This is a genomic window from Enterobacter sp. PL_is511, from assembly GCF_055816065.1.
Window position 1 is genome coordinate 1,394,973 of record NZ_JBVPGP010000024.1, and the last position, 11,431, is coordinate 1,406,403.

Here is an 11,431-nt window from a genome sequence, read left to right on the forward strand (position 1 = left end):
GCAGGTTTTCAGGCACTGACCCAGCCGCCGCCCAGCGCTTTATACAAATCAATCTGCGCCAGCAGCAGGTTATTTTTCACCCGCACCACGCTGGTCTGAACCGAAAACAGCGTGCGCTGCGCGTCCAGCACGTCAAGATAGGAGGAATAACCGTTGCGATAGCGATTCTGCGCAATGCGCAGCGTCTCCTGGGCCACATCCTGCTGGGCAAGCAGTTCCGTCAGCTGTTCCTGATAGCGACTTATCGCATCAAGGCTGTTGTTGACTTCGGCAAACGCGTTACGCACGGTTTTTTCATAGGCGTACAGCGCCTGGTTCCGCTGGGACTGAGAAATATCCACCTGCGCATTCAGCGCCTGGCGGTTCAGCAGCGGGGCGAGAATACTGCCCCCGACGCTCCAGAGCTGAAGCGGGTTGTCCAGCAGGCCTGAAAGGGTGCGATCCTGAACCGATCCGGTGGCAGTCAGGTTGATCGACGGCAGCAGGCTGGCGCGTGAAGCGGCAAGCGAGGCGTCCGCCGCAACCAGCTGTCGTTCGGCCTGAACGATATCCGGTCGACGATTCAGGAGCGTAGAAGGCAGCTGCGACGGCAGCGTCAGCGGCGTCAGCGCCGCAAAGCTTTCGCTGCGTGCCACCGCGCCGGGATTGCTTCCCAGCAGCAGGCTCAGGGCATTCTCCTGCTGCGCAATCTGGTGCTGCAGCACGGGCACCTGCGCCCGCGTTGAGCGTAATTCGGAATCCGACTGCATCAGCTCCAGGCGCGAGCTGTAGCCCGTCTCAAACTGACGTTTCGCGAGGTTAAATGCCTCTTCGCGCGATTTCAGCGTGGACTCCGTCACGCGCAGCTGTTCGTCAAGCGAGAGCAGGGTGACATAGCCGGATGCAACGGAAGACGCGACGGTCAAATCCGCGGCAGCGGCGGCGGCTTTTTGCGCCTCCAGCGAGGCTTCGGCGGCATTGGCCGTGCTGCGGTTGACGCCCCAGATATCAACGTCATAGCTCGCCGTCAGGCTCCCTCTGTACAGCGTGCCGTAGACCGGCAGCCCGGTCGCGGCGGATTGCGAACGGGCGCGCGTCCCCGTTACGCCCGCGTCAAGCGAAGGAAACAGGCTGCCGTCGGCCGCGAAGACCCGCGCCTGATACTCGTTAATTCGTTCGCGAGCGATCAGTACGTCGCTGTTATTCTTAAGCGCCCGATCCACATAGCGGTTGAGGTTGTTGTCATGGAAATTGCGCCACCAGAGCTGCTCCGCCGGGCTGGCAGGGCCGGCGTCAGCACGCCACTGGGTGGGGATGTGCAGCGTCGGCTGCGCCGGTTTGAGGTCGACGGACTGGCATCCGGCCAGCATGACCGCTGCCACCAGCGCGGCTATCGGGCGAAGGATCATTTCTTCGGCTCCCGCGTATCAATGGTCACCTGTACCGACATACCCGGACGCAGCAGCGCGGAATCTTCTGGCTTGCCGAGCACCTCGATGCGCACCGGGATACGCTGGGCTATTTTGACAAAGTTGCCGGTGGCGTTGTCCGGCGTGATGGCGCTGAATTCAACCCCGGTTGCAGGAGAAATGCTCTCCACGCGGCCCTGATACGCTTTGTCGTTCAGGGCATCGACGGTGAATTTGACAGGCTGACCGACGCGTAGCTCCGCGAGCTGGGTCTCTTTAATATTGGCAATGACCCAGTGCTGAGGCGGCACAAGGGTGGTGAGATGGGTCCCGGCGGTCACATACGCCCCGAGACGCACGGCGATCTGGCCGAGCTGACCGTCACGCGGCGCCACAATGCGGGTGTTTTGCAGGTCAATCTGCGCCAGCTCCAGCGCCGCTTTTGCGTTTTCAACATCCGCCTCCAGCGCACCGCGATTGACAATCACCGTCTGCAGATCCTGACGCGACATCTCAAGCGCAGCTTTCGCCTGGTCGATGTCGGCGCTGCCCTGAGCGGCACTGGCCAGCGCCGCGTCGCGCTCGCGAATCGAGAGCGAGCCGTCTGACGTCAGCTCTTTCACCCGCTTTAAATCCGCCTGCGTTTTCAGGCTCTGGGCGCGGGCGTTTTTCAGCGCGGCGTCATTTTTTGCGATGACGGCTTCGGCGCTTTTACGCTGCTGCAGGTTGTTATTGAGGGCGGCAATTTTCATCGCCAGCTGTGCCTCGGCTTGATGTACGCGCTGACGAAAAATGCGGTCATCAATCTGCAGCAGCAGGTCGCCTTTTTTGACCTGCACAAAGTCCTGAACCTTCACCTCGGTGACATAGCCATTCACCTGGGGGCTGATAAACGTCGTCTGGCCGCGCACGTAGGCGTTATCGGTAAACTGCGCGTGGCGGGTGAACGGCGGCAGCTGCCACGCATAAAGGATCACCAGTACGCCGACAATACCGATGGCAGCGGCGGTGAAAACGGAAACAATGCGCACATTTTTGCGGGTGTTGGCCTGCTCTTTGGCGGCATCCTGCTGACTCATAAACTCTCCAGAAATATTTTAATTATTTGTTGCCGGTGGCGTTCTTCAGCGCCAGACGGGCAGTGATGCGCAGGCGCAGCAAGCGCCATAAAATCCAGACCAGCGTGGCGGCAGCGATGCTCGCCGTCAGCAGATAAGTATCGTTGTAAGCCAGAATATTCGCCTCCAGCGCGGTCACTGTTTGCAGCTGCGTTATCGCCTGCGTTCCCAGCAGCGAACTGTCGCCAATCAGGCTTTTATACATCTGGGTATAAAGTTGAATTCGCTCGTTGACCAGCGGGTTGAGCGTGGTGAGCTGGTCCGCCAGCAGGCTGGAGTGGTACTTCTCGCGCCAGGTCTGGAAGGTGCCGAGGATCGCGGAGCCCAGCAGGCCGCCGAGGTTCTGGCTCATGCCAAACATCACCGAGAAGCTGACCAGGTTGCGCGGGTCGGCGATCACCCCGCCAATGGCGGCCAGCATGGCGGGCGCCAGGAAGAAGGCGCTGCCGAAGCCCAGCAGGAACTGGCTTAGCATCAGCTGATCCGGCCGGGTCAGGTTGTTGGACTGGCTGTCCAGCAGCGAGGCAACAATCATCAGGGCCAGAGAGGTGATGATTGGCCACGCCAGTTTCGTCGGCTTGATGGTGAGACAGCTGGTGACGATCCCGCAGACGATCCCGGCGAAAATGGACCACGCCAGGTGGGTCATCTGCTCATTCTGTAATCCCACGTACTGCAGCCAGCCGATGACGCCGGTGTTTTGCTCTGCCAGCACGATACGGATCAGCAGCATGATCAGCCCCAGACGGACGATGCTGCCGCTCGACAGCCAGCGGGTGTTCAGCAGCGGGTTGGCACGGTTATGTTCAAAGACGATGGCAGCCACAATCAGCACCAGCGATAGCGCCAGCGACCAGCCGATCCACGGCGCCTCGAACCACCAGTCAAGACGGCCTAAGGAGAGCACGGCGCAGAGCAGGGCCATCCCGGGGGCCATTAAAAAGAAGGTGATGAAGTCTTTTTTCTCAAAGACCTTGCGCCGGTCGCCCGGCGGCAGTTTTAAGGCGATGACGCAGGCTAGGGAGATCAGCGCCAGCCCCAGCTCGAAGAAATAAAGCCCGCGCCACTCGTCCAGCTGCAGCAGTTCGGTCGAAAACAGGCGAGCCAGCGGGATGGCGAGTGAGGATCCGGTGATGCCGATGGTCAGTGCCTTGAGGCGGTGCTTCGCCGGCCAGGCCTGGATCTGATAGTAAATCCCCAGCGAGCTGAGCGCGGCGGCCACCATCCCGTGCGCGGCACGAACCATCAGCGCCGAGCTGAGGTCGTTCACGAACAGGTGGAAAAAGGTCACCAGCACGTACAGCACCAGAAAACCTTCCGTGAAGGCGCGCAGACCGTACTGCTGGCGGAATTTGACCAGCAGCAGGTTGATAGAGATGTTGGTCATGACGTAGACCGCGGGCAGCCAGGCGATTTCGGTCGACCAGGCCCCGAAGGTCCCCTGCAGATTTTGCAGGTTGGCGGTCACCACCGCATTTCCCAGCGCCCCCGTCAGGCACACCAGCAGGCCCACGACGCCGTAGGCAATGCGTTTTGGCGTACTGTGTTCGGGCGTGGAAGGCGAACCCAGCAGAGCGGGTTTCTCATGTGGCTGCCACTCGCGAGGAGCATAAGGGTCGCGTTCGGGCAGGCGCATAACGTCGTTTACCTTAGAAATAATTGAATAATTAGCGGGCTAGCGATTCTACGTCTGCCGCAAATGATAATTCAAGTGAATATGATTTACGCATGTTAATCAAATGGTGAAGGGGATTTTAAGGAAAAAGAGCGGCCCGATGTCGCCGTTGTGTTGAGAACCTGAAGTCGCTACCCTGAAGGGATACAGAGAAGGAGTTCATCATGGAACAGACCCATTTTCCCATCCTGCCGGATGCCACGCTGGCGGCCTTAAATACTGTCGGTGAATGGCTGGCGCAGGACGACCTGAGCGGCAGCCGCCAGCACCTGGACGTCGATGTGGTGATCCTGGCAGGGAACGCGGTGATCCCGACCATTGAGGCGGCCTGTCGAATTGCCGCGCAGAGAGAAATCCCGCTCCTGATTAGCGGCGGTATTGGTCATTCAACCGCGTTTTTATATTCAGCTATCGGCAGTCATCCGCGTTATCACACCTTACAAGTCGGAGGGCGAGCCGAAGCGAGCATTCTTGCCGACATTGCGCGGGCGTTCTGGCAGATCCCCGAGGCGCATCTGTGGGTTGAGGATCAATCCACCAACTGCGGTGAAAACGCGCGCTTTAGCTGGAACATGCTGAAGCAGCACCATCGTACATCCGGGCGGATGCTGGTGGTGCAGGATCCCACGATGCAGCGCCGCACGATGGCGACGTTTGCCCGCGTTTGTCGGGATGAGCCCGTTTCGCCGCAGTGGGTCAGCCATCCCGGGTTTACGCCGACGCTGCAAAACGGTAAAGAGGGCGTGGAGTTCAGTGAGGGCAACACCGGCCTGTGGCCCGTTGACCGTTATCTTTCACTGGTTATGGGGGAACTGCCGCGCCTGTATGATGACGCCAACGGCTATGGCCCGGCCGGGCGGGATTTTATCACGCACGTTGAATTCCCTGAGGCCGTCACCGCCGCATGGAGACAGCTGCAGCAGGACCCGGTCCTGAAGGTGGCGCGAAAAATCAGCTGAGCACGGAACAATCCCCTCGCCCCATTGGGGAGAGGGTTCCCCCAGTAATTTCTAAACCCGAAGCGATGAACGTTGCTTAAGAAAAATGAATGAATTGCAGCGACGCCCTGGTCCGGCTGTAAATCGCTGAGGCGTTTCCTGCAGGCCGGGGCGAGGCGCAGGGATGCGCCGAGAGGGCGGGCTTTACAGGGACGTTGCCTCCGCCCGTACCCGATAAGCCGGAAGGAATAAGCCGAGGGTACCGCAAAGCGGCGATTTACCGCCGGGAGCCCGGGTCGCCAGGGCGGCGGCGATTGAGCCGCCATGGCACGTTCACAGGTCGTGTCGTTACAGAGTAGCAAGATACATAAAGTGAACGGAATGACCACCAGAGCCGTATGTTCCCCCTCACCCCAGCCCTCTCCCTCAAGGGAGAGGGGGTCGTCCGTGCAGGCATTCTATTGTTGGGAACCCTCAGCCTTTGGTGAGGGAATCACAGCGCCGCAAACTTATCCAGCGTCCGCACCAGCTGCGTCACGAAACCATATTCGTTGTCATACCACGCGACGGCTTTCACTAGCTGCAGCTCTCCCGCTTCTGACACCTCCGTCTGCGTGGCGTCAAACACCGAACCATAATGTGAGCCAATCACATCGGACGACACAATCTCTTCATCGGTATACCCGAACGATTTATTGCCCTGCGTCGCCTTTTTCAGCGCGGCGTTGATCTCCTCAACGGTCACTTTCTTGCCCAGAATGGCCACCAGCTCGGTTACCGAACCCGTTTTAACCGGCACGCGCTGCGCGTGGCCTTTCAGTTTGCCGCTGAGCGCAGGGATAACCAGACCAATGGCTTTGGCGGCACCGGTGGTGTGGGGAATGATATTCTCTGCCGCCGCCCGCGAGGCGCGAAGATCTTTCCCGCGCGGGCCATCCACCAGCGCCTGCGTACCGGTATAGGCGTGAATGGTGGTCATGGTGCCCACTTTTATTTCAAACGCATCGTTCAGGGCTTTGGCCAGCGGGGCGAGGCAGTTGGTGGTGCAGGAGGCGACGGAGATGATGGTATCACTGGCGTCAATGGTGTCGTCATTCACGCTGTAGACGATGGTTTTCATGTCACCCGCAGGCGCGGAGATCAGCACTTTCTTCGCGCCAGCGTCCAGGTGCGCCCGTGATTTCTCTTCAGAGGTATAAAAGCCGGTGCACTCCACGACGATATCCACACCGGCGGTTTTCCACGGAATGTGCTTCGCCTCTTTTTCGGCGTACACCGCAATGGTTTTACCGTCAACAATCAGCGCATCCTCGGTGAAATCCACGCTCCACGGGAAGCCACCGTAGTTGGAATCATGCCTGAGCAGGTAGGCCAGCACTTTCGGGGAGGTGAGGTCGTTGATGGCGACGACGGTATTACTGTCCTGGGTTTCAAGAAGGCGACGCAGGACAAGGCGCCCAATGCGTCCAAAGCCGTTAATGCCAATTTTACTCATGGTGTTCTCCTGTAAACGTGTCGATGCGACAGTTTGAACTCATCCAGGCTTAGACCATCACGGGCAGGGCGGCAATTGAAGATGCTTCATGCGGGAGGAAGTATTTGAAAAACCATACAGAAAAGTTAATGAATTTTTAAGGAAAGGGGATTATGTTGGCGCGGTAACTGTTTTTAATCGAGAAATCACATGCGCACTAAATATACAAGCCTGCAAATCGGCATCCACTGGCTGGTGTTTCTATTAATCATCGTCGCCTACTGCGCCATGGAGTTCAAAGGTTTCTTCCCGCGCACCGCGCGTCCCGCGATCAATATGATCCACGTGTCATGCGGGATCGGTATTCTGGTGCTGATGGTGACGCGTCTGCTGGTTCGCCTGAAATTCCGCGCGCCCCCGATTCAGCCGAAGCCAAAAGCGATGGTGACGGGGATGTCTCATCTGGGGCATCTGGTGGTGTATCTGCTGTTTATTGCGCTGCCGCTGATTGGGATTGTGATGATGTACAACCGGGGCAGCGACTGGTTTGCCTTTGGCCTGGCGATGCCGCATGCGGCGGAGTCCAATTTTGATCTGGTGGATACGCTGAAGGCGTGGCACGAGACGCTGGCAAACCTGGGCTATTTTGTGATTGGCCTGCACGCGGCTGCGGCGCTGATGCATCACTATTTCTGGAAAGATAATACTCTTCTGCGCATGATGCCGAAAAAGCGTCAGTAGTCCTCTTGCCCGGCGGCGCTTCGCTTACGCGGCCCTACGCTCTGAGTCGTAGGCCGGGTAAGCGCAGCGCCACCCGGCTTGTTTTTAACCCAACAGAGCACGCTCTTCGGCACTTAACGCCAGCGCCTGCGTTGACCCCGTCTCCGACGACTTCACCGCCGCTTCCAGCACGGCCATGACCGCCAGCGCCTCAACAGGGTGGACAGGGTTGGTGATTTTCCCGCGTAACGCATCACGTACGTTGATGTAATACTGGCGCTGATCGCCTTTCGGGGTTGGGATCGTCTGCGATGCGCCGTCAGCGCCAAAGAACACCATACTGTCGCTGTCTTCGCCCCAGGTTTCACTGCCCGGGATCACCCCTGAGAGCAGCTGTGCTTCCTGCTGATCGATTCTGGCCTTCACCACGCTGCCTTTGTCCCCGTGGACGGTAAAGCGCGCCGTACCGCCAGCCACCAGCATGCTGGCGTGCAGAATCACCTTATGCTCCGGGTAGTTTAAGACCACGTGCGCCCAGTCGTTAATTTCTGCGCCGTCGCGCAGCGTCGCGATATTCCCCTGAACCGACTGCGGCAGGCCAAAGAGCTGTAGCGTCTGGTCGATAAGATGTGGGCCCAGGTCAAACCACAGGCCGCTCCCGGGGACGTTCTGCTCGCGCCAGCGCACGCGCACTTCCGGGCGGAAGCGGTCAATATGCGACTCCAGGTGTTTAACCTTGCCGAGCGTGCCTTGCTCAATAATCTGCTTAATGCCGAGGAAATCGCTGTCCCAGCGGCGGTTGTGGAAGACGGAGAGCAGCAGCTGCTTTTCGTCCGCCAGCGCAATCAGGTCGCGGGCTTCCTGCATGTCGAGGGTGAAAGGCTTATCCACGACCACGTGTTTACCCGAGTTCAGGGCCAGCGTCGCCAGCGGGGCGTGCGTAGCATTGGGGGAGGCAATCACCACCAGATCGATATCAGGATGCTGAATGGCCTCTTCCGGTGTCGCCACCACCAGTACGTCCGGCAGATCGCGTGTAACCTTCTCTTCATCACGAGAAGAGACCACTGCCAGCTTAATCCCGTCCACAGACTGGATTAACGGGGCATGGAAGGTTTTACCGACAAATCCATACCCGATCAGCGCAATGTTGATTGTTTGAACGTTACTCATGACCTTCTCCACGTTAATTCGCGCACACCGTGACCTGCAGTGCGCTATGGTCCCCAAGCTCAGGCCAGGGACGATCTAAAAAGAGTTGTTGAATGCTGGATAACCCGGATACCAGATACGGCTCGCAGCGGTTAATTTTCAGGTGATCCGCGACAATCCAGTGCGCATGGCTGGCGTCGAGCATCGCGCGTTTCACCTCGGCATCCGCTTCTTTACCGGCGCTCAACCCCAGTTCGGCATGAATGGCGCATGCCCCAAGGATGGCGATATCTGCCCGATAGCGGGACAGTAAAGACAGCGTGGCGCTTCCGGCAAACAGGCGCTGCTTGTGGTCCCATTTTCCACCGAGCAGGATCAGCTCAACGTCTTCCCGGTCGCTAAAGTGCTGGGCGATATCCAGCGATGTGGTAATGACGGTGAGCGGCCCCTGAAGAAAGGTGGCGACGGCCATCACCGTGCTTCCGGCATCCAGAAACAGGGTGGAACCCGGTGGAACCTGCTGTGCGACCTGTTTACCCAGGCGCTGTTTGGTCTCTGGCAGCAGCGTATTGCGGCCCTGACGGTTCATGGCGGAGAGGTTGAGCGCGATGGCTCCGCCGTGGTTTTTCTGCGCAAGGCCCTGGTTTTCCAGGTCGGTCAGATCCCGACGGATAGTATCGGCTGAAACCTGCAGCTTTTCGGCCAGGTCGGTGATGCTGGCCTGGCCATGCTCGCTGAGGATATCCAGGACGTAGCGTTGACGAGCGGTTTTGTGCATGGGAGTACATTCCTGCAAAATGTCGCAATAGTTCGCATAATACAGCATTTTGACGCAGAGAGAAGGGAATTGTGGTCATGACGATGTACAGCGGTGTGATGATTCAGATAGGTGATTATTAAAATTTTATTAAGCAGGTATAAGGAAGCCGTTTTGAATGTTAATCACAATGTTATTGTTATGTTTTATTTAACGATTTGGGCTATGTAACCAACGTATTGTCATTGTGTGGTTTTAAATGCTGTTAAATTAAAATAATGCAGTTTTTAATTGCTTTAATTAGTTTTTTAAAAGCTTTTAATTTTAAATATACCCCTTTGGTTACTTAAATTGACATTTCTTTGAAAATCTTTGTGTCTGACCCGCTATGAAATTAACGCAAAAATGTGCACAGAAAGAATTAAGAATTTTCCTTAGATAACAGGAGGTTTATATGTTTCATCTGAAAGGAGACTTTTAGAGTTTTGTCCAGAAACCCCATGTTTTTTCTTACTTGTAACACCACATTAACATTGTGGGTGTAGTGGGCTATACCACATTTTGTTATGCTGCTAACCAGTTTAAGAAATAAGTAAATTCTTAATTGAAATAAGACGCAGGCAGATCTCATCTCCAATGGAAATGGGTGTGGGGATTATTACCTAAAATTCAGCATGGTAGCTTAATAAGATATTTGTCTAATTATCTGTACCTCTTTTTGGGTATTTGCTTGAGTATCACTCAGAGTCAGGGAGATAACATGACGATATTACGAAAGCCTATGTTACGCCGATTTACAGCAGCACTGGCATTCATTTCATTAGCCATAAATACGGCGTACGCCAATAGTAGTCAGGTGGGAATTGCCCCGGTGGCAACCACAACCTTAAAAGAAAGTATTCTTTTTGCTATCGATCGCGATCCGTCAATTAGTCAGCAGGCCGCGCAATTAGGTATTGGCCAGGCACAAATAGATGAAGCGCGCAGCGGCTGGATGCCGCAAATATCGCTGAACGGGAGTACAGGGCACAGCCAGACCACCGATTCCAGCGGGTCGCTGAAGAATTCCGCCGCCTGGGGGCTGAGCCTGACGCAGTTGCTGTACGATTTTGGTAAGACCAATAACAGCATCAGCCAGTCTTCCGCCCAGCGTGATAGCTACCGCTATCAGCTGATGGGCACGCTCTCTGACGTGGCGGAAAAAACGGCTCTGAGCTATGTAGAGGTCAAACGCTATTCCGATCTGCTGCAGGCGGCAAAGGAGAATGTCCTGGCGCTTAAAAACGTTGAGCAACTGGCGAAGCTGCGCGCTGACGCGGGCGTGAGTTCGACCTCCGATGAGCTCCAGACCCGCACGCGTATTGCCGGCATGCAGGCTACGGTCGCGCAGTATCACGCCGCCTTAAACAGCGCCCGGGCAAGGCTTGCGGTATTAACCGGCATGCAGGCAGATAACTTTTCGCCAGTGCCTGCGAACCTCGCGGTTGAGCCAGATTCGCTCAACCGTATTGATTATTCGTTAATACCGGCTGTGATGGCCGCGCAGAATATGGAACGTTCGGCTCAGTATGGCGTGGAAACGGCGAAGTCCCAGCACTGGCCGACGTTAAGCCTGAAAGGGGGGCGCACCCGTTATGAATCGGACAACCGTTCATACTGGGACGACCAGATACAGCTCAATATCGATGCTCCGCTGTATCAGGGGGGCGCGGTTTCCGCTCGCGTTCGGCAGGCGGAAGGCGCACGGGCCATGGCCTCCTCTCAGGTCGATCAGGCGCGTTTCGATGTTCTGCAAAAAGCCTCCGTCGCGCAGGCGGACTGGGCCGGTGCACGGGGAAGAATGGAGGCCGGAAAGCAGCAGCTGGAAAATGCGCTGCGCGCCCGCGATGTTTATAAAAATGAATACACCCTGAGCAAGCGGAGCATTAACGATCTGCTCAGCGTTGAGCAGGATGTCTGGCAGGCCACATCAGCGAAAATAATCGCTGAGTATGATGGCTGGAGTTCGGCAATTAATTATGCTTCCGCGGTTGATAATTTAATGCCGCTTATTGGAATAGAGAAAAACGCTGCCGCAAAATTACCTGACTTGAGTTAAAAAAGACGCGCAGTGTTGCGCAAAAATAAGTCTGAAAATAATGGGTGTTTTTTCCCAGGGATAGCTACATCCGTCTGGTGGACATATCCACAGGAATCCGCACACCTGCAA

Annotated in this window: 9 protein-coding genes; 3 read left to right on the forward strand and 6 right to left on the reverse strand. The window is 56.6% G+C overall.

Annotated elements, in window-relative coordinates; all coding sequences use genetic code 11:
• Positions 1–8: 8 nt before the first annotated feature.
• From AC0TN7_RS22315 to AC0TN7_RS22325, 3 genes are read right to left on the reverse strand one after another with little or no spacing between them, the layout of a single operon-like run.
• Positions 9–1,388 carry an efflux transporter outer membrane subunit gene (locus tag AC0TN7_RS22315; RefSeq protein ID WP_473702468.1) on the reverse strand — a complete coding sequence of 460 codons (1,380 nt, stop codon included), beginning with the start codon at positions 1,386–1,388 and terminating at the stop codon, positions 9–11.
• Positions 1,385–2,467 carry an HlyD family secretion protein gene (locus tag AC0TN7_RS22320; RefSeq protein ID WP_473702469.1) on the reverse strand — a complete coding sequence of 361 codons (1,083 nt, stop codon included), beginning with the start codon at positions 2,465–2,467 and terminating at the stop codon, positions 1,385–1,387. The genes AC0TN7_RS22315 and AC0TN7_RS22320 overlap by 4 nt, the downstream gene beginning before the upstream one ends.
• Positions 2,468–2,489: 22 nt before the next feature.
• Positions 2,490–4,142: an MFS transporter gene (locus tag AC0TN7_RS22325; protein ID WP_473702470.1), complete on the reverse strand. Its 1,653-nt coding sequence runs from the start codon at positions 4,140–4,142 to the stop codon at positions 2,490–2,492.
• A gap of 203 nt (positions 4,143–4,345) precedes the next feature.
• On the opposite strand from AC0TN7_RS22325, the gene AC0TN7_RS22330 reads away from it, so the two are divergent.
• Positions 4,346–5,140 (forward strand): YdcF family protein, encoded by a 795-nt coding sequence (locus AC0TN7_RS22330; RefSeq protein ID WP_473702471.1) that lies wholly within the window; start codon positions 4,346–4,348, stop codon positions 5,138–5,140.
• A 472-nt stretch (positions 5,141–5,612) separates the two neighbouring features.
• Here the strand turns inward: AC0TN7_RS22330 and gap are convergent, their stop codons facing one another.
• Positions 5,613–6,614, reverse strand: a complete 1,002-nt coding sequence (gene gap / locus AC0TN7_RS22335; protein WP_063408900.1) for a type I glyceraldehyde-3-phosphate dehydrogenase — start codon at positions 6,612–6,614, stop codon at positions 5,613–5,615.
• A 189-nt stretch (positions 6,615–6,803) separates the two neighbouring features.
• Here gap and cybB point away from each other — a divergent pair, with 189 nt between their 5' ends.
• Positions 6,804–7,334 carry a cytochrome b561 gene (gene cybB, locus AC0TN7_RS22340; RefSeq protein ID WP_024908383.1) on the forward strand — a complete coding sequence of 177 codons (531 nt, stop codon included), beginning with the start codon at positions 6,804–6,806 and terminating at the stop codon, positions 7,332–7,334.
• Between the two features lie 84 nt (positions 7,335–7,418).
• Here cybB and AC0TN7_RS22345 read toward each other — a convergent pair whose 3' ends face one another.
• Both AC0TN7_RS22345 and AC0TN7_RS22350 read right to left on the reverse strand, forming a co-directional pair.
• The gene (locus tag AC0TN7_RS22345; RefSeq protein WP_463726674.1) at positions 7,419–8,486 is read right to left on the reverse strand and encodes an oxidoreductase; all 1,068 of its coding nucleotides are present in this window, start codon (positions 8,484–8,486) and stop codon (positions 7,419–7,421) included.
• A 13-nt stretch (positions 8,487–8,499) separates the two neighbouring features.
• The gene (locus tag AC0TN7_RS22350) at positions 8,500–9,243 is read right to left on the reverse strand and encodes a DeoR/GlpR family DNA-binding transcription regulator (protein WP_148768572.1); all 744 of its coding nucleotides are present in this window, start codon (positions 9,241–9,243) and stop codon (positions 8,500–8,502) included.
• A 739-nt stretch (positions 9,244–9,982) separates the two neighbouring features.
• Here AC0TN7_RS22350 and AC0TN7_RS22355 point away from each other — a divergent pair.
• Positions 9,983–11,320 (forward strand): TolC family outer membrane protein, encoded by a 1,338-nt coding sequence (locus AC0TN7_RS22355; protein ID WP_248164453.1) that lies wholly within the window; start codon positions 9,983–9,985, stop codon positions 11,318–11,320.
• Positions 11,321–11,431: the final 111 nt, after the last annotated feature.